This window comes from Tepidicaulis marinus (genome assembly GCF_000739695.1).
In the GTDB taxonomy this organism is placed as follows: Bacteria; Pseudomonadota; Alphaproteobacteria; order Parvibaculales; family Parvibaculaceae; genus Tepidicaulis; species Tepidicaulis marinus.
Genome location: NZ_BBIO01000011.1, coordinates 103,716 through 120,920 on the forward strand (window position 1 = coordinate 103,716; position 17,205 = coordinate 120,920).

Here is a 17,205-nt window from a genome sequence, read left to right on the forward strand (position 1 = left end):
TCATGCGCAACAGGCGGTGAATTACGCCGCCGCGAATTTCGACAGGCGCTGAGTGATGATCGCCTGGGCTTCGGTAACGATGCCCTCGATCAGCTCCTTGCAGGTCGGAATATCGTGGATGAGGCCGGCCACCATGCCGCAGCTCCAGGCCCCTGCATCCATTTCCCCTTCCTGCATGACCTTCGGATAAACCCCGCCGACGAGATGCGCGATATCTTCGATCGTCGTCGCCGCGCCTTTTTCACGCTCGATCTCGACGATCTTTTCCACCGCCGCGTTGGAAAGCACGCGCTCGGTATTGCGCAAGGGGCGCATCACAAGGCGCGTGTCAAGCTCGGTTGCCGCAACGAGCGCCTTTTTCACATTCTCATGCACCGGGGCTTCTTTCGTCGCAATAAAACGCGTGCCCATATTGATGCCGTCCGCACCCAGCGCCAGCGCCGCCACGAGCTGCGAAGCCGTGCCCATGCCGCCAGAGGCAACGAAGGGAATTTTCAGCTCTTCGGCCGCGCGCGGCAGAAGGATCATGTTCGGAATATCATCCTCGCCCGGATGGCCGCCGCATTCGAACCCGTCGACGCTCACCGCGTCGCAGCCGATGCGTTCGGCTTTCAGCGAGTGGCGCACGGAGGTGCATTTATGGATGACCTTGATGCCGGCTTCTTTCAGCGCGGGCATGTAAGCTTCGGGCGAGCGGCCCGCCGTTTCCACGATCTTCACGCCGCCTTCCACGATGGCCTTGATGTAGCCGGGATAATCCGGCGCGGCAAAGCCCGGCAGGAAGGTCAGGTTCACGCCGAACGGCTTGTCCGTCATGGACTTGCACTTGGCGATTTCATTCGCCAGATCTTCCGGCGTGCGCTGGGTGAGGCCCGTGATGATGCCAAGCCCGCCCGCATTCGAAACCGCCGCCGCCATTTCGGCAAAGCCCACATAATGCATGCCGCCCTGAATGACCGGGTACTGGATGCCGAAAAGCTCGGTAATACGCGTTTTCATGACTGTCTCCCTGCAGAGTTTTGTTTTGGGATAATCGATTGGCCGACAGAGTAGAGCAGGCGCAGGCCGGGCGCTACGCCGCTTATGAACCGTCGCCGTTCAAATTTGCACCATCCATGCGCTTGACCGTACGGAAGCCGAGATGGCTCGCCCCAAGCCCGAGGTCCTGCGGATGGCGGGCGCCCGGCCGGTAGCGGCGGCAATAATTGGGCGCGCAGAGAAACGAGCCCCCCTTGATCACCCGCACCGGAATGCCCGGCTGGCGGGGATCGTGGCTCGCTTCCCGCGAAATGCCTTGCGGGTCTTTCACCCCTTCTGCCTGGCGCGGGCCGTACCAGTCGCCCGTCCATTCCCAGACATTGCCGATCATGTCGTAAAGCCCGTAACCGTTCGGCTCATAACAGCCCACGGGGCTTGCCAGATGCGCCCCGTCTTCGCCGCCGTCATAAAGCGGAAAGACGCCCTGCCAGGTATTGGCAAGATGCTCACCCTCCGGGGTCAGCGTTTCCCCTTCCCAGGCGTAAGGGCGCCGCTCGAGCCCGCCGCGCGCGGCAAACTCCCATTCCGCTTCGCTCGGCAAGTCCCGCCCCGCCCAGCGCGCATAGGCAAGCGCGTCTTTGTACGTGATATGGACGGCGGGATAGTCCTCCCGTCCTTCGATGCTGCTCCCCGGCCCTTCCGGGTGGCGCCAATCGGCGCCCTCCACGAATTGCCACCACTGCGTGATATCCCCGCCCCGGGGAAGATCCGCCGGCATGATGAAGACGACCGAGCCCGGTTTCAGGAACTCTGCCGGAACACCCGGAAAATCCGCCGGGTCCGGCCCCGTCTCCGCCACGCTCTTGTAGCCCGTCTCTTCCACAAAGGCGGCAAATTGCCGGTTCGTCACTTCATGGGCATCGATGGAAAAGGGACCGACCTCCACTTCCCGAAGCGGGCCTTCATCCTCATAGACCGTGCCGCCCATGGTAAAGCGCCCCCCGGCGAGCTGCACTTCGCTGCCCAGCTTTTCGGCGGGCAGACAAGAAGCACGCGCCGGACCCGCCTCCGGCCGGCTGAGGATATAAGCCCCCGCCCCCGCCAGAAGGCAGAGCGCCAGAACGCCGGAAGCCCACCAATATGCCCGTTTCATCGCCTCTCCTCAAAACGCTTCCACAAGGGTTATGGCATATTGTCCGCCAATATCCCAATATGCCGCCATGACCAGCAGCAACAGCATAGACGGAAATAAAGAAGCGGGGATAAGTCTCGATCCGGCCCTTCTGGAGCGGTATCTCGCCTTTCTCGACCGGCTTTATGAAACGCGCATGCGCCTTCATGTGGGCGATGCCCAGGCCGCCGTCATGCGCATTCTCACCCGCGCCTGTACGATCGAGGGCGAGCCCGGCGTTTCCCTGCACGCCCTTGCCCGGCAAACCGGCATCCCCCGCGAGACCCTGCGCCGCAAGATCGGCACGCTCATCAACAAACGCTTCGTGGAGCAGGATGCGGAAAAACGCTTCCGCCCGACGGGGGCTTACCGCCAGGCCTCCCGCCAGGACATGATCGAGACGGCCCGCGAAATGCTGAAGCTTGCCGAGGAACTGCGCCCCTTCATCGAAAAGCTGGACGGGAAAAAGTAGCCGGCAAACACGTTCACTGGAACCGATGCTTCATGGACCCCGGCCCGGAGGCCGGGGTGACGGCTTTTATGTAACGCGAGGTTCTGCCAGTTACCGAGGCTGTCATCCCGGGCTTGTCCCGGGGTCCACACAGCCGATCCCTTTACCGCAGTACCTCAGGGTCTCACCCCAAAAGCGCATCGGCCAGCAGGCGGCGGTGATAGACCGCATCGCCGTGCTGATACTCGCACCAAAGCGCCCGGCGCCGGTAAAGCTGCGCATCGCATTCATAGGTGAAACCGAAGCCGCCATGAAACTGGATCGCCCGGTCGGAAGCAAAAGAGAAAGCCTCGCTTGCCACGGACTTTGCCATGCGCGTTGCCGCCTCGCCTTCACCCTGCTGGTTGAAATTGCTGGCGGCGTTGTAAAGATGCGAACGCGCCTGCTCATAAGCGATATGGGCATCCACCACCGTGTGCTTGAGCGACTGATAAGAGCCGATCAGCTTGCCGAACTGCTTGCGCGTCGTCAGATAGTCGAGCGTGTAATCGATGGTGCTCGCCGCCCCGCCGCACATCTCAGCCGAAAGAAGCAGCGATGCCGTAAGCTCGATATGGCGTAGCGCCTGAACCGCTTTACCTTCATCGAGCAGCGCGGAGACAGGCACGGAAACCCCGTCGAGCACGATTTGATAGGAGCGGCGCGTCTCGTCGATCACCGTTTCCCGGCGGGCTTTCAGCTTGCCGATATCCTCTTTGCCGAGCACGGCAAGAACGGGCTTGCCGCCGAGATTGAGCGAGAGGATGAGATACTCCGCGGAAGGCAAGTCGAGCACGAAAGTCTTCTTGCCGGAAAGCTTCAGCACATCACCTTCGCGGCGCGCCTCGGCCTCCACATGGGTAAGATCCCAGTCGCCATGTTCTTCCATCAGCGCGAGGCTTGCCGGCGCGCCGGCGCAAATTTCCGGTAGCAGCGCTTTCTTCTGCGCTTCCGTGCCGCCCGCCAAAATCGCCTGGGCGGCGAGCGTCGTCGGCACGAAGGGCCCGGCCATCAAATGCCGGCCCATCTGCTCGGCAACGGGCACCACCTCGGCAAGGGAAAGGCCGATACCGCCGAATTCTTCCGGCACGGCAATGCCGAGCCAGCCGAGCTCGGCCATTTCTTTCCAGACGGCGGGATCGTAGCCTTGCTCGTCTTCCAGCAATTTACGGACTTTTTCGACCGGCGATTTTTCCCGGCAGAAGGCGGCGGCAATATCCAGAAGCTGCGCCTGCTCTTCACTGAACCCGATGGTGCTTCTTTTCATGATTTTCTCTCTTCGGCTTTCTTAAAGACAGGACGCATCAGCCCTTGGGCAGGCCAAGAACGTGCTCACCGATAATGTTGTGCTGGATTTGGCTCGTGCCGCCGCCGATCGTGGCGGAGAAGGAATTGAGATAGGCGCGCTGCCAAATCCCTTCATCATAGGCATCTTCCTCACCCACATAATAAGCCGCCTTCGGCCCTTGCAGGGAAAGTGCGAACTCGTTGAGGCGGCGGTAAAATTCCGTCGACATCAGCTTGGAGGAAAGGGCAAGCGAGGCCGGCCGTTCCTGCGTCAAAGGCTGAATGCGGCTGCGGCTCGAGCAAAGCTGCAAGGAGCGCGCTTCGATCATCAATTGCACGAGCTTATCGCGCACCACCGGGTCTTCCATCGCAGGCTTGCCCCCGCGCGTCGCCTTACGGGCAAGATCGAGAATGGCTTCCGGGTCCGAGGCCACCATCACATGGCCGCCCGCCTGGCCGCGCCGCGCGCCGCGCTCATATTCCAGCGTGCGCATGGCCACGAGCCAGCCCTCGCCTTCCTTACCCATCAGGCAGTCGGCGGGAATGCGCGCATCGGTGAAGAAGGTTTGCGTGAACCCATATTCCCCGGTCAACTTGCGGATCGGCACCGTCTCAATGCCCGGCACCGTCATCGGCGAGAGGAAGAAGCTGAGCCCGGCATATTTATTCGGCGCATCGGGGTTCGTGCGGGCGAGCAGGATCATGTATTTGGCGTAATTGCCCTGCGTCGTCCAAATCTTTGAGCCGTTGATCACATACTCGTCCCCCTCACGCACCGCTTTGGTCTGCGCGTTACCGAGGTCGGAGCCGTGATCGGGCTCGGAGAAACCCTGGCACCAGATATCTTCGGCCGAGAGAATGCCTTTGATGTAGCGCTTCTTCTGTTCTTCCGTACCGATATCGAGAATGAGCGGCCCGGCCCAGTTGAGCCCGATCGCATTCAGCATGATCGGCGTCTGCGCCTTGGCAAGTTCCTGGCTGGCAATGTCCTGAAAAGCCTGGTCGAGCCCGTGCCCGCCATATTCCTTCGGCCAGGCGGCCCCGAGATAACCCGCCTCATAAACCTTGTTCTGCCACTCGCGCAGAAAATTGAACTGCGCGTCCGTGCCCACTTCCATGAAAGTGAGCGGCAGCATGAAAACGGGATTGGCGGGGGCGTTTTCCTTCACCCAGGCCGCAGCTTCGGCGCGGAACTCGTCGAGCTCTTTTTGGCTGATCGTGCTCATGGATTTTCCTCTCGTCTCGAATGGCGGCGTTTAAAGCGTGATGGCTTTCTGGAATGCGGGCCGCGCCTGAAGGCGTTCGTAATAGGCCAGCGTATTGGGCTTGAACCCATCTTTGAAACCAAGCGTATCGGCAAGATAAAGCGCATAGCCGACGCAGATATCCGCCACGGTAAAGCGGTTCGCGCAAAGATAGTCTTTTCCCTCGAGCCCCTTTTCCACCGAGCGCAGGCGGGCGAAGAACCACTGCGTGTAATCGTCGGCGGCCTGTTTCAGGCGCCGCTCTTCCGGCTCAAGCTGCGTGTAGCGCAGGACGATCGTCTGCGGGAACGTCAAGGTCGCATCGGAGCGGTGGATCCAGTTGAGGTAATTGCCGTAGTCCTTGTCGCCCAGCCCGAGCGCGATATCGGTGGGCCCGTATTTCTCGGCCAGATACTGGCTGATCCCGGCGGACTCCGTCATCTGCGCCTCGCCGTCATCCATGAAGGGCACCGTGCCCAGCGGATTGACCTTAAGATAATTCTCCTGGAAGAAGCGCGGCGGAAATTTCATCGCCACCAGCTCGTATGGCAGCCCCATTTCCTCCAGCGTCCAGAGCGGGCGCACGGAGCGCGAGCCCTGACAGTGATAGAGTTTGACCGTCATCCTGGATGTCCCTGTTTGTTCACCGGCGGGTTGGCCCCGCTTCGGCCCGCAGCATAGCCGATCTGACAGGTTGTCACGAGGCCGCGCGGTAAAAAACCGCTTGCCGCAGCGGCGCGCTGGCGCGGCGGCGGCGATTCATTTCTTCAGAACGGAAAACAGGAAAGCGCGGCGCAAAAAGAAGCGCTCCCGCCGCCGGAAAGCGGAGCGGGAGCGCTGGTCCGCTTGGAGGGTATGGGGGAATTTAACCCCTGGCGGCGGACGGTATGGAGGCGGCACCGTTCCAATGACGGCGCAACAAGGCAACGAACTCATCCGGACGCTCGCGCGGGAAAAAGAGTTTGGCGCCGGGAATTTCAGCGACAGGTCCGGCCCCCGGAATGGTGTCCTGCAGCCATTGCGCGCAGTCGAGCCCGAAAAACACATCTCCCGTTCCCCAGGCAATGAGCGTGGGCGCGGTAAGTTTGCGCAATCCGTCCTGCGCGGCCACCGTATCGGCCGGGTTCATGGAGGCAAAAAAGCGGGTCATCAGCTCTGCCCGGGCGGGCGAGGCGACAAGCGGGCGGAGATAGGCTTTGAATTCATCCGGAGAAAGAGCGCCCACATCCTCAAACCCCACCGCAAAGACCTCCCGCGCGGCTTCCACGTCTTCGGCCAAATCTCCCGCGACGGCGGCAAACCCCAATTCCGCAATCGCTTGCTTGGTCGGCTTGATGGCTTCAGGCGGCCACATGTCGTGGACATCGCAATTCGTCAGCACCAGGCTCTCGATCCGCGCGGGATGATTGGCCGCAAAAATCTGGGCAATCCCGCCGCCGCTATCATTGGCAACGAGATGGCAGCGCGCAATACCAAGTGCCGCGCAGAACTCCTCCAGCATCCGGGCATTGCCCGCAAAGGAAACATCTTGATCCGCGGGCGTTTCCGTCGCCCCGTGGCAAAGAATGTCTAGGGCGATGCACCGGTACTCCCCCGCCAGTTCCTCCATGACAGGGCGCCAGAGCAATCCATTCAGAAAAACCCCATGGACGAAGAGAACCACCGGCCCTTCCCCCATTTCCACATAGGCAATTCGCCCCGAGGGGGTTTCTACATATCTGCGGCGTTCGAGAAATGTGGCAACATTCATTTCGATTCTCCCTGCCCGGCGCTGCCTTCAAGCGGCGGGAATATTTATTTACCGACTAATGGTCTGTAACTTACAGACCAACGGTCGGTCACGCAAGAGGTTTCATGCCAGCGGAAAAAACCACGCAAAAAGCCCGCAGCGACAGCGCCCGCGCCGCCTTGCTCAAGGCGGGCCGGAAGCTGTTCGGCAAAAACGGTTTTCTCTCAACCTCCGTGAACGATGTCGCGGCGGCGGCGGGCATGTCGAAAAGCGGGTTGCTGCATCACTTTTCTTCCAAGGCTGCCTTATTCGAGGCGGTGTTCGAGGAAGAAGAAAAACGGCTGGTCGCGCAGGTGGCCGCCGATGCCGCCGAAGCCCCCGGCGCCGAGGCGCGGATGAAGCGCGGCGCAAGGGCACTGCTCGATGCGCTCAACGATCCGGTCTCCCGCCAGATCACGCTGATCGACGGGCCCGCCGTGCTCGGCTGGACGAAGTGGCGGAAGATCGAGGCGGAACACGGCATCGCCCTCATTCAGGCGACACTGGAAGAAGCACGGAGCGAGGGAAGCCTTTCCAGCCTGCCCGGCGCCGCCTTCTCGCGCATGTTTCTCAGCGCCCTTCACGAAGGCGCATTCAGCATCATTGAAGATAAATCCCAGCGCCCGGCCGTCGAGGCGATGCTGGATCAGATGATCGGCGGCTTGTTTGAACAAGGCTGACCGGCTTCCCGGCCCCGCCTCACGCCCCGCGCAAAGCTGCCAAAATGTCGGCGGTCGGGTGGCCGTCCGCCGGCAGGCCCTTGGCCCGCTGCCAGGCACGCAGCGCATCGCGCGTATTGGCGCCCAGAATGCCGTCCACCCCTTGCGTGTCATAGCCTTTGGCGGTGAGAAGACGCTGCAGCTCCTCACGCTCGGCACGGGCAAGTGGGCGCTGGGCCCGCGGCCAATCCGCCGCAATCGTGCCCTTATCCTGAAAGCGCTCGGAAAGCAGCGAAACGGCCAGCGCATAAGAGGTGGAATTATTGTAGCGCAGGATGGCGCGGAAATTCTGGCCTACCAGAAAAGCCGGCCCCTCATGGCCCGCCGGTAAAACAAGCGAGGCGGCGTCCGCCTGCCAATCGAAATTGCTTCCCTTTGCCGGCTTCACGCCAAGCTCTTTCCAGGTGGCGAGAGGTTTGCGCACCGAGGGGTCCGCCAGCGCATAATCGAACCCGTCCGGCAGCGTGATTTCGAGCCCCCAGCGCCGCCCGCTCTGCCAGCCCGAAGCGCTGAGATAATGCGCGGTCGAGCCCAGCGCATCGGCGACGCTGTTCCAGATGTCCCGGCGCCCGTCGCCATCCGCATCCACCGCATAAGCGTTATAGGTGGTGGGAATAAACTGCGTATGGCCCATGGCGCCCGCCCAGGAACCCGTCATTTCGGCAACGGGAATATCGCCGCGCTGGAGAATTTTCAGCGCCGCCAGCAATTGCTGATTGCCGAAATCCTGCCGCCGCCCGTCATAAGCCAGCGTCGCGAGCGCGCGCGGCACATTATGCGTGCCCTTGAAACGGCCATAACCGCTCTCAAGTCCCCAGATGGCAACGATGACATGGCGGTCCACGCCGTATTTTTTTTCCAGTCCCTTGAGCGTGCGCGCATAAGAGCGCAGCTTCTCCTTGCCGTCCGCAACACGCGTGTCGGAAAGCGCGGAATCGAGATACTCCCAAACCGCGCGGGTAAATTCGGGCTGGTTGAGATTGGCCTCGATAACTTTCGGGTCGGGTGAGGCGCCGCGCAGCGCCTGATCGAAAATGCGCGGGGAAATGCCCGCCTGCATGGCCTTTTGCCGGAAACCCGTCAGCCAGGCCGCGAAAACCTCGTCCTGAAAGGCAGGCGGTGCCAAGGGCCTGCGTTCACCGGCGGCCCCTGCCGCCTCAGCCGAGCCGATGGCGGCAAGTCCCGCCAAACCAACCACCGCACATTTTACGAAGAAACGCATTCCGCTCCCCATACTCATCTTCAAGCAGCGTATTGCCGCTGCAGCCCGCCTTTTCTGTCAGCGCATCATGGCCGAATTGCGCCCAAAACCCAACCGGCCAAAATGCCGCCACGTCAAAGCGGGCGACAGGCCAAAAGAAACCCCGCCTGCGGCAACCGCAGGCGGGGTTCAACGTTGCTTATGAAACCCGGGCTTAGCTGGCTTTGATACCGCTGAGGAAATCATGCACCCGGGACTTCATGTTTTCAGCCTGGCGGGAAAGGTCCTCTGCCGTGGTCAGCACGTCGGCGGAGGCAGAGCCCGTCTGCTCGGCCGCTTCCTTGACGCCGTGCATGTTCTCGCTCACGCGAGCCGTGGCCGAAGAGACCTGCTCGGCATTGCGGGAAATTTCACGCGTCGCCGCTTCCTGTTCTTCCACGGCGGCGGCAACTTGCGTCACCACGCTTTCGATTTCGCCGATCCGGCCCGTGATCTTCTCGATCGCATCCACCGCCATGCTGGTGCGGTCCTGCACCTGCTGGATCTGGGCGGCGATCTCCTCGGTGGCCGAAGTCGTCTGTTCGGCCAGCGCTTTGACTTCCTGGGCAACGACCGCAAAGCCCTTGCCCGCTTCCCCGGCGCGCGCGGACTCGATCGTCGCGTTGAGCGCCAGAAGGTTCGTCTGGGCGGCGATATCGCGGATCAGCGTGACAACCTCGCCGATACGGCCGGCGGCTTCTGCCAGATCCTGCACGGAAGCATTGGTCGAGTTCGCATCGTCCTTGGTTTCCTTGGCCAGGTTCGAGGACATCGTGACCTGACGGGAGATTTCGCTGATCGAACCGGAAAGCTGAGTGCTCGCGGTTGCAACGGCGCCGACATTGTTCGTGGTCTCCATGGAGGTTTCCACCACTTCGGAAACGCGGGTGGAGGAATCCTTCGCCATACCGGCCAGCGAGTTCGCCGTGCTCTGCAGTTCCGTGGACGCGGAAGACAGGATCGTGGTCAGCTCCGTGATCTCGCCTTCGAAGCCGTGGATCAGGCCTTCCAGACGCCGGGCCCGGTCGACTTCCGCCTGCTGGCGTTCGGCGGCGGCTTCCTGAAGTTTCTGGTTCTCGATCAGGCTGCCTTTGAAAATGTCGACGGCATCGGCCATCTCGCCGATTTCGTCATGCCGGCCGCGCGCCGGCACGTCGACGGCATAATCCTGCTGCGTCAGCCGGCGCATCACATCGGTCAGCGCCATGATCGGTTTGGAAAGGCTCTGCGTCAAAAGCCAGCCGGCCCCCACCGCAATGGCCAGGGACAGCGCGCCGCCCAGAATGGCAACGAAGGTCGTCGTGGAGAAAGCGGAAAACGCATCTTCACGCGCAGCCCCCACGGCAGCTTCTTCGGCTTTCAGAATTTCGACGAAAACCTTGTTGAATTCATTCTGGAACGCATCGCTGCCGCCGATCGCCTCCATCACCTTGGCTTCATCCGCAGTCATGGGCTGGCGCATAAGCTGGATCTGGCGTGCGGCCACATCGGCGCGCCAGGTCTCCACAATGTTTTTCAGCTTCTCAAGGCTCGCACGGCGCACATCGCTCGTCACACTGGCCAGCAGCGCCGCATGGGTTTTGTCGAAGGCCGCGCCTGCCGTCTCATAAAGATCGAGATTGGCCCGGTCACCCGTCAGCAGCAGCCCGCGTACCGCCGTCGATTGCTCGAACGCCGCCTCGCGCAGATCGCCCACGTCCTGAAGCATGGAGAAGGTGTAAGCCATATTCTCCACTTCGCCTTCGGCACGGGAGATATTCGTCACCGTCACCAGGCCGGAAAGCAGAATAAGCACCACAAGCACGCCGTAAGACAGCACCAGCTTGTTGGATACTTTCAATGAATCGAGCCAGTTCATCGTCATCCCCTTAAGATTATGGCCCATCAGATTCCGGCCTTGCTGCGGCGGGCAAGCTCGGTGAGATTGACCTCGATCGTCGCCGCCCCGATGCGGTCTCCCCCGTCATCGGTCAAGGTCACATTGACCTGCGCACGCCACGTATCCGTTGCCTCGTGATATTCGGCCTCGTCGATAAAGACGGCAGAAGGGCCGGCATCGTAGGTTTTCTGGAATTTCGCTTCATCGCCCTGCCAATAGTCGGAGGTGACGGAACTCTGACCCGCATTCAGCCCCTTGGCATCGATCACGAAAATTTCCGAATAAAGCCCGAGCTGACCTGCCTGCACACGCAGCAGATAGGTGGAAAGCGGGCTGTTCAGCACGGCGGTGATCAGCGGCTGATCATCGCTCTGCGTTTCAGCGCGCCACTGTTTATCAAGCGCATCGATATCGCTCTGGCCGAGAGAGGCATTCGCCTCATTGCGGCTTTCCAGCGTCAGGCGCACGACCGGCACATCGAGCCAGGTCTTCAAATTGTCGACAAAAGCGGTGTCGAGAAGATCGGTGGAAGGCACTTCTTCTTGAACCGAAGCCACGGGCGGGCACTGCGCGGGCGCCGCGCCAAACACATCGCCGCCTTCCTCATCCAGCAGCTCATCCGCCAGCATCCCGTCTGCCAGCGTGTCTTCGGCATCGGTCTCACTACCGGCTGCTGCTTCTTCGGCGGCACCTTCTGCAGGCTGAAGCGCTTGGGCAAGCCCCTCTTCCGCCTGGTCTTCGGCAAGCGCCGCGGCACCGGCCATGGGAACCAGCACGGCCGCAACGGCTGCGGCATGCTTCAATGCGTCTTTAATTCGGTTAATCTCGGACATCCCCGCCAACCCTACCTTGTGGCCAAATCTTGCGGCCAATTCTTGTGGCCAGATTTGCAGTTAGCCACGGCACGAATGAAGACGAGGTTAAAGTCAGATCATCCGAGCAAGGAGGATTATGGACATCCGCCAATTTTGGAATGCGTTTAAAAAGCGAGAAAGGCTTGCAATCGCTAACTTTGAGAAACGACCTCGAGTACCGCCAGAAACGAGGCCCGCCATTTGGCGACATCCGTTTCCTCGTTCACCCGCATCAAATCGCGGTGCCGCTCCACTCTTTCGTCCTGCGACATTTGCAGCGCCGTCTGCAAAGCGTTCGCCATTTCTTCCTCGTTATAAGGATTGACGAGCAAGGCTGAAGTCATCATTTCAGCGGCACCGGCAAAGCGGGAGAGAATAAGCACGCCGGGGTCTTCCGGGTCCTGAGCGGCGACATATTCCTTGGCGACGAGGTTCATGCCGTCGCGCAGCGGCGTGACGAGACCGATGCGGCTGGCCGCGAAAAGCGCGGCGAGTGTGCTGCGCGGTACCGAGCGGTGAATGGAGCGGATCGGCGTCCATTCGAAATCCCCGAAGGCCCCGTTGATCGCCCCGGAAAGCCATTCCAGTTCCTGGCGCAGGTCCGAATAGGCTTCCACCGCCTCCCGCGTGGGCTGGGCGATCTGCATCAGCACCACCCGGCCCTGGGTTTCGGGATATTGCTCGAGCAGTTTCTGAAAGGCGCGGTAGCGCTCCGGCAGACCCTTGGAATAATCCAGCCGGTCGACGCCGATGATCTGCGCCCGGCCGAGATTGCGCTGGCGCATGCGCCTTATGGTGCGCCGCGCTTCCGCCGTCCGCGTCATCTCACGGAAGGCCCCGACATCGATGCCGATGGGAAAGGCGCGCACCTCAAGCTCGCGCCCGAAGGCTTTCACCCGGCTGTCCCCCACCATCTCGCCGCCCGCCTGCTCCAGCACATAGTGAAGGAAATTCATGCAGTCGCCTTGCGTCTGAAACCCCAGAAGATCATAGGAAAAAAGCGAGCGCACGAGCCATTGATGATCCGGCACCACCATCAGCGTGTCGGGCGGGGGAAAGGGCACATGCAGGAAGAAGCCCATGCGCAGCCCTTCAAGACGCTGAGCGCGCAGCTCGGCGCCCAGCGGCATGAGATGATAATCATGCACCCAGACGAGATCGCCCTCCTTCAGCCGGGGGCCGAGCTGATGGGCAAAGCGCCGGTTCACCCGGCGGTACTCGTCCACATAATCCCGGCGGAAGGAGACATGGTCGAGCCGGTGATGGCAAACGGGCCAGAGCACGGAATTGGAAAAGCCGAGATAATAATTTTCATATTCCTGGCGCGTCAGCGCGCCGGCAATGATCTCGACATTTTCTTCATGGGTAATATCGGGCTCGCCGGCACTTGCCCCTTCCTCCGCGATCTGCCCGTTCCAGCCGAACCAGATGCCGCCGCGCTGGCGCAACGCCGCGCTCACGGCCACCGCAAGCCCGCCCGACGGCGCCTTTGTGGTGCCGGTTCGGTTTGAAACGCATATCAGGCGGCCGTTCATCTGCCTCTCCTTCCCTCTCTAAACACTTTGCGTCCAGGAAGCGCTGAGGCGCCTTGCAGCATTGATAATGCCGACCAGCGAATAGGTTTGCGGGAAATTGCCCCAAAGCTCGCCCGTCTTGGTCGACAGGTCTTCCGACAGAAGGCCCAGATGATTGCGGCAAGCGAGAATTTCCTCGAACACCGCCCGCGCTTCATCCACCCGCCCGATCTGAGCCAGCGCATCGATGCGCCAGAAGGTGCAGATATTGAAGGCGGTCTCCGGCTCACCGAAATCGTCCGGCGCTTCATAGCGGCGCATATGGGGCCCGTCGCCGAGCCGCGCCTCGATCTTTTCCACCGTGGCGACAAAACGCGGGTCCATCGGGTCGATCAGCCCGATCTCGCCCATCAAAAGCACGCTGGCATCGAGATGCGCGCCGCCGAAGCTCTCCACGAAACAGCCCAGCTCCTCATTCCAGGCTTCTTTGAGGATCACCGCGCGGATTTCATCCGCCCGCCCGCGCCAGTACGCCGCGCGCCCTTCCATCCCCAAATGATGGCCGATCTTGGCGAGCCGGTCGCACGCCGCCCAGCACATCAGCGAGGAGGAGGTGTGCACCCGCGCCCTGGTGCGCAGCTCCCACATGCCGGCATCGGGCACATTGTGGAGCTGATAGGCACGCTCGCCGATCGCCTCCAGCCAGCGGAATTCCTCCACCCCGCAAGGCCGGAACAGCCGCTTGTCGAAAAACGCCTGGGCGATGGCAAGGACGACATTGCCGTAAACATCGTGCTGGAAATGCTCATAGGCCTGATTGCCCCGGCGCACCGGCCCCATGCCTCTATAGCCTTTAAGGTCGGGGACGATTTCCTCGGTCAGCGTCTTTTCCAGCCCCACCCCGTAAACGGGCTGCAAATGGCCGTCCGAGGCCCCTTCCACGAAATCGCCCGCGACGTTGGAGATCCAGCGGAAATAATGTTCCATCGTGCCCACCGCGCCCAGACTGTTGAGCGCGCGCAGCACGAAAAACGCATCCCTGATCCAGCAATAGCGGTAATCCCAATTGCGCTCGCTCCCCGGCGCTTCGGGAATGGAGGTGGTGAGCGCGGCGATGATCGCGCCCGTCGGCTCATAGACGCAGAGCTTCAGCGTGATGGCCGCGCGGATCACCGCATCCTGCCATTCGAATGGCAGCGCCAGGCGGCGCACCCAGTCCCGCCAATAGCGCTCGGTCTCTTCCTCGAAATTGCGCGCCACGGTTTCAGGCGATTCCGTCAGCGTTTCATCGGGCCCGAGCACGAAGTTGAGCGAGCGGTCGAGATGAAAGGGGGTTTCCCCGGCCACGAAATCCACCGGCGCATCCGTCGTCAGCCGCAAGGTCAGCCCGTCGCTTGTATAACGGATGTGATTGGAGCCGCGCGTCGTGGCAGGCGTCACCGCATTCCACTCGAAACGCGGGCGCAGGAGAACGCGCACCCTTGGCCGCCCGCTTAAGGGGCGCACCCGGCGGATGATCGTATTGGGGCGGAAGACGCGCCCGCGCGAGGGAAAGCGGGGCGCGAAATCCACGATCTCCAGCGCCTGGCCTTTCGTGTCGTAAAGCCGCGTTTCCAGAATGGCGGTGTTCTGGCGGTAGACCTGCTCGGCATGGGAGAAGTTCTCAAGCTCGATCTCGAACACCCCTTCCCCGCTGAGGAGCCCGTTGAAAACCGGATCGCCGTCGAAACGGGGCAGGCAGCACCAGACGATCCGCCCGAGCTTGTCCACCAGCGCGCCGAAAGAGCAATTGCCGATGACGCCGAGATCAAGGGAGGATTGAGGGGTCATCGTGCCTCCGCTTTTTCAAGCCCGTCCGCACTTTGCGCGAGCCAGCGGCGGAGCGCGGCAATATCGTCAAGCCGCCAGGCGGCCGCCGTCTTTCCGCTGCCAATCTTTAGGCCCGCGCCGCCTAATTCCTGTGCAGCCTTAAAGCCGTCTTCATCGGTCACATCGTCCCCCGCAAAGACCGGAATACGCCCCGCGAAAGGGGAAAGCGCCATGAAGGCGTGCACCGCCGCGCCTTTTGTTGCCGCTTGCGGTTTGACTTCCATCACCATTTTCCCCTTCATCAAAGTTAGCCCGGCATAAGGCGCCGCCGCCTCTTCCATGGCTTTATGCACAATCGATTCCAGCTCGGGGCGGGCGCGGAAATGAAGGCAGAGCGCATGGGCTTTCTTTTCAAGAAGAACCCCCTCATGCCTATCGGCAAAACGTTGAAGGGCGCGCTCGATATCGCCGAGCCCTTCGGGGACGGGAAGCGCTTCCGTCGTGCCGCCCGCGCGCCGCTCCGCCCCGTGCACACCGGCGGCGGGCAGATGCAAAGGCGCCAGCATGGCATCGATCTGACTGATAGGCCGGCCGGATACGATGGCCAGCGCCCCGTCCAATGCGCCGTGGAGGCGGGCGACTTCGTGTTTCATCTCCCCCTCGACCCGCGCCAGTTCCGGGCGGGCGGCAATCTGCGCCAATGTCCCGTCAAGATCGAGAAAGAGACAATGGCGTTTGCTCAACAAAGGCGGCAGCACGTCAGCCCCGCTCCCTCAGGCCCATGAAACTCATCCGGCAAGTCTAGGCGATAGAGGTTGCCTCTACCAGTGCGCGCCCGCTAAGAAAAAGAGAACCGGCTTGCGCCGCTCAGGGGATGAGAAACGATGACGGACGATCTGCCTCCAAATTTGCGGCTCTTTTTGGATTGCTATCAGACCGCGCGGAAAAAACACGGGCTCAAAGGCGCCCCCCGGCAGAAAGACCTGCCGCTGCGGGAAATGGCCCCCGTGCTGCCGGAACTCGATATTGTGGAACGCACGGCAGAGGGCGAGCTTGTTTTCCGGCTGATCGGCACCGAGGTCGAGAAGCGTTTCGGCCCCGGCTATACCAAGCGGCCTTTCCGGGAGCTTGGCGGCAAAGGCAATCAATCGCTCGCCCTGCAAGGGCTGGAACTCATCGCGCCGCTGCCCTGCGGTGTTCTTTGGACCTCGGCAAACAGATTCAAATCGGGCATAGAGCTTAACGTGGCAATCTTGTCGCTGCCGCTCACCATTCAGGAAGGCGAAGCGGTGCCCTCGGGCTTTGCCAGTTGCCACGCCCCGCTCGATGCCATACCGCCCTTCCGGGAAGATGACGATATCTTCGTCTATTTCAAACCGCTAGAATTCCAATATGTCGATTTGGGCAATGGAGTGCCGGACATGCCTTTCGGCACGTAAGGCAAAGGATATGGCAAGAGCAGGCACGGCCAGGCCAGAACACAAATACGGCCGGCGCTTCCTCTGGCTGGCGCTGATCGCCGCGGGCCTTCTCGCCGGCGGCTCGCTTTGGCCCGACGCATTGCTCCCCTCCGAAGGCGGGCTCGACAAATGGGCCCATGGGGCAGCCTATGCCGCCCTTGCCTTCTGCCTGCCGTTTCTTCTGCCCGATTTGCGCCGCGCTCTGCTGGCCGGCCTTGCGCTCTTTGCACTCGGCCTACTGATGGAAGCCGCACAGCTTTTCCTTCCCGGCCGCTGGGCCTCGCTGGAAGATGCCGCGGCGAACGGCGCCGGCATTCTCCTTGGCTGGGCCTTGGGCTGGGCTTTGGGATGGGGCATCAGCCGGCTTGCCGCGCGCCGCCGGGCCGCAGCAGAACGGCCGTAAGCGCTAGAGCCACGATCACGGTAATCCCGAAGGCCGGATTGACCCCCAGCACGTTAAGCTCTGTGCCGTCGGCATATTTCATATCTCCCCCATAAGCCCCGGCAATCGCATAAGCGAAAACGAAACCGCCCGTCACGATGAGCAGGATCGCCGCGCCGAGCCGCACCTGCCCCCGCACCCAGCCAATCCAGAGCGCGAGAAGCGCAAGGGCGAAATGCACGGCCAGCTGCCAGACCTCATGCATGCGCGCATGGCCCGGCCAGTCCGGATTGAAGACATGCGTGTCGCTGATTTCCATGAAGGGCAGCACGGCGAGATAAAGCAGCGCGGAAAGGGACAGGATGATTTTGGCGGGCATGGCGGCTCTCCGTTTAATTGACGCTGTCAAT

17 protein-coding genes are annotated in these 17,205 nt (G+C 61.7%); 4 read left to right on the plus strand and 13 right to left on the minus strand.

What is annotated here, in order from left to right:
• Positions 1-21 precede the first annotated feature (21 nt).
• Positions 22-1,038 (minus strand): NAD(P)H-dependent flavin oxidoreductase, encoded by a 1,017-nt coding sequence (locus M2A_RS11165; protein WP_280113601.1) that lies wholly within the window; start codon positions 1,036-1,038, stop codon positions 22-24.
• A 43-nt stretch (positions 1,039-1,081) separates the two neighbouring features.
• On the minus strand, positions 1,082-2,131 hold the full coding sequence (locus tag M2A_RS11170; RefSeq protein ID WP_081875575.1) for a formylglycine-generating enzyme family protein: 1,050 nt from the start codon (positions 2,129-2,131) through the stop codon (positions 1,082-1,084).
• A gap of 67 nt (positions 2,132-2,198) precedes the next feature.
• Between M2A_RS11170 and M2A_RS11175 the strand changes: the two genes are divergently transcribed.
• Entirely contained in the window at positions 2,199-2,621 is a 423-nt protein-coding gene (locus M2A_RS11175; protein ID WP_045447254.1) for a helix-turn-helix domain-containing protein, read from the plus strand.
• 163 nt (positions 2,622-2,784) lie between these two features.
• On the opposite strand, the gene M2A_RS11180 is transcribed toward M2A_RS11175, so the two are convergent.
• The 4 genes from M2A_RS11180 to M2A_RS11195 all read right to left on the minus strand — a co-directional run bounded on the left by M2A_RS11180 (position 2,785) and on the right by M2A_RS11195 (position 6,920).
• On the minus strand, positions 2,785-3,906 hold the full coding sequence (locus tag M2A_RS11180) for an acyl-CoA dehydrogenase family protein (protein ID WP_045447257.1): 1,122 nt from the start codon (positions 3,904-3,906) through the stop codon (positions 2,785-2,787).
• A 37-nt stretch (positions 3,907-3,943) separates the two neighbouring features.
• Positions 3,944-5,152 (minus strand): acyl-CoA dehydrogenase family protein, encoded by a 1,209-nt coding sequence (locus M2A_RS11185; protein WP_045447260.1) that lies wholly within the window; start codon positions 5,150-5,152, stop codon positions 3,944-3,946.
• 30 nt (positions 5,153-5,182) lie between these two features.
• Positions 5,183-5,794 carry a glutathione S-transferase family protein gene (locus tag M2A_RS11190; protein WP_045447263.1) on the minus strand — a complete coding sequence of 204 codons (612 nt, stop codon included), beginning with the start codon at positions 5,792-5,794 and terminating at the stop codon, positions 5,183-5,185.
• Between the two features lie 241 nt (positions 5,795-6,035).
• On the minus strand, positions 6,036-6,920 hold the full coding sequence (locus M2A_RS11195) for an alpha/beta fold hydrolase (RefSeq protein ID WP_045447265.1): 885 nt from the start codon (positions 6,918-6,920) through the stop codon (positions 6,036-6,038).
• A 104-nt stretch (positions 6,921-7,024) separates the two neighbouring features.
• Between M2A_RS11195 and M2A_RS11200 the strand changes: the two genes are divergently transcribed.
• On the plus strand, positions 7,025-7,618 hold the full coding sequence (locus tag M2A_RS11200) for a TetR/AcrR family transcriptional regulator (RefSeq protein ID WP_052379415.1): 594 nt from the start codon (positions 7,025-7,027) through the stop codon (positions 7,616-7,618).
• 19 nt (positions 7,619-7,637) lie between these two features.
• Here M2A_RS11200 and M2A_RS11205 read toward each other — a convergent pair whose 3' ends face one another.
• From M2A_RS11205 to otsB, 6 genes are all read right to left on the minus strand, one after another.
• Complete coding sequence (locus M2A_RS11205; protein ID WP_244444435.1) at positions 7,638-8,879, minus strand: lytic murein transglycosylase; 1,242 nt, start codon at positions 8,877-8,879, stop codon at positions 7,638-7,640.
• Between the two features lie 193 nt (positions 8,880-9,072).
• Positions 9,073-10,755: a methyl-accepting chemotaxis protein gene (locus M2A_RS11210; RefSeq protein ID WP_197052915.1), complete on the minus strand. Its 1,683-nt coding sequence runs from the start codon at positions 10,753-10,755 to the stop codon at positions 9,073-9,075.
• A gap of 26 nt (positions 10,756-10,781) precedes the next feature.
• Entirely contained in the window at positions 10,782-11,609 is an 828-nt protein-coding gene (locus M2A_RS11215; protein ID WP_197052916.1) for a hypothetical protein, read from the minus strand.
• 173 nt (positions 11,610-11,782) lie between these two features.
• Positions 11,783-13,165, minus strand: a complete 1,383-nt coding sequence (locus M2A_RS11220; protein ID WP_045447271.1) for an alpha,alpha-trehalose-phosphate synthase (UDP-forming) — start codon at positions 13,163-13,165, stop codon at positions 11,783-11,785.
• Between the two features lie 18 nt (positions 13,166-13,183).
• Positions 13,184-14,974, minus strand: a complete 1,791-nt coding sequence (locus tag M2A_RS11225) for a glycoside hydrolase family 15 protein (protein ID WP_045447274.1) — start codon at positions 14,972-14,974, stop codon at positions 13,184-13,186.
• Positions 14,971-15,711 carry a trehalose-phosphatase gene (gene otsB / locus M2A_RS11230; RefSeq protein ID WP_052379418.1) on the minus strand — a complete coding sequence of 247 codons (741 nt, stop codon included), beginning with the start codon at positions 15,709-15,711 and terminating at the stop codon, positions 14,971-14,973. The genes M2A_RS11225 and otsB overlap by 4 nt, the downstream gene beginning before the upstream one ends.
• A gap of 126 nt (positions 15,712-15,837) precedes the next feature.
• Between otsB and M2A_RS11235 the strand changes: the two genes are divergently transcribed.
• Both M2A_RS11235 and M2A_RS11240 read left to right on the plus strand, forming a co-directional pair.
• Positions 15,838-16,392, plus strand: a complete 555-nt coding sequence (locus M2A_RS11235) for a PAS domain-containing protein (protein WP_045447277.1) — start codon at positions 15,838-15,840, stop codon at positions 16,390-16,392.
• Positions 16,393-16,402: 10 nt separating this feature from the next.
• A complete protein-coding gene (locus tag M2A_RS11240) occupies positions 16,403-16,816 on the plus strand; it encodes a VanZ family protein (protein WP_045447280.1) in 414 nt (137 codons plus the stop codon).
• On the opposite strand, the gene M2A_RS11245 is transcribed toward M2A_RS11240, so the two are convergent.
• Positions 16,770-17,174: a hypothetical protein gene (locus M2A_RS11245; RefSeq protein ID WP_045447283.1), complete on the minus strand. Its 405-nt coding sequence runs from the start codon at positions 17,172-17,174 to the stop codon at positions 16,770-16,772. The genes M2A_RS11240 and M2A_RS11245 overlap by 47 nt on opposite strands.
• Positions 17,175-17,205 lie beyond the last annotated feature (31 nt).

Excerpts from the sequence above, each read along its gene's own strand:
- M2A_RS11235 (WP_045447277.1), top strand. The coding sequence starts at position 15,838 with ATGACGGACGATCTGCCTCCAAATTTGCGGCTCTTTTTGGATTGCTAT.
- M2A_RS11195 (WP_045447265.1), bottom strand. The coding sequence starts at position 6,920 with ATGAATGTTGCCACATTTCTCGAACGCCGCAGATATGTAGAAACCCCC.
- M2A_RS11200 (WP_052379415.1), top strand. The coding sequence starts at position 7,025 with ATGCCAGCGGAAAAAACCACGCAAAAAGCCCGCAGCGACAGCGCCCGC.
- M2A_RS11225 (WP_045447274.1), bottom strand. The coding sequence starts at position 14,974 with ATGACCCCTCAATCCTCCCTTGATCTCGGCGTCATCGGCAATTGCTCT.
- M2A_RS11175 (WP_045447254.1), top strand. The coding sequence starts at position 2,199 with ATGACCAGCAGCAACAGCATAGACGGAAATAAAGAAGCGGGGATAAGT.
- M2A_RS11210 (WP_197052915.1), bottom strand. The coding sequence starts at position 10,755 with ATGAACTGGCTCGATTCATTGAAAGTATCCAACAAGCTGGTGCTGTCT.
- M2A_RS11180 (WP_045447257.1), bottom strand. The coding sequence starts at position 3,906 with ATGAAAAGAAGCACCATCGGGTTCAGTGAAGAGCAGGCGCAGCTTCTG.
- M2A_RS11240 (WP_045447280.1), top strand. The coding sequence starts at position 16,403 with ATGGCAAGAGCAGGCACGGCCAGGCCAGAACACAAATACGGCCGGCGC.
- M2A_RS11215 (WP_197052916.1), bottom strand. The coding sequence starts at position 11,609 with ATGTCCGAGATTAACCGAATTAAAGACGCATTGAAGCATGCCGCAGCC.
- M2A_RS11190 (WP_045447263.1), bottom strand. The coding sequence starts at position 5,794 with ATGACGGTCAAACTCTATCACTGTCAGGGCTCGCGCTCCGTGCGCCCG.
- M2A_RS11205 (WP_244444435.1), bottom strand. The coding sequence starts at position 8,879 with ATGCGTTTCTTCGTAAAATGTGCGGTGGTTGGTTTGGCGGGACTTGCC.
- M2A_RS11245 (WP_045447283.1), bottom strand. The coding sequence starts at position 17,174 with ATGCCCGCCAAAATCATCCTGTCCCTTTCCGCGCTGCTTTATCTCGCC.
- M2A_RS11185 (WP_045447260.1), bottom strand. The coding sequence starts at position 5,152 with ATGAGCACGATCAGCCAAAAAGAGCTCGACGAGTTCCGCGCCGAAGCT.
- M2A_RS11220 (WP_045447271.1), bottom strand. The coding sequence starts at position 13,165 with ATGAACGGCCGCCTGATATGCGTTTCAAACCGAACCGGCACCACAAAG.
- M2A_RS11170 (WP_081875575.1), bottom strand. The coding sequence starts at position 2,131 with ATGAAACGGGCATATTGGTGGGCTTCCGGCGTTCTGGCGCTCTGCCTT.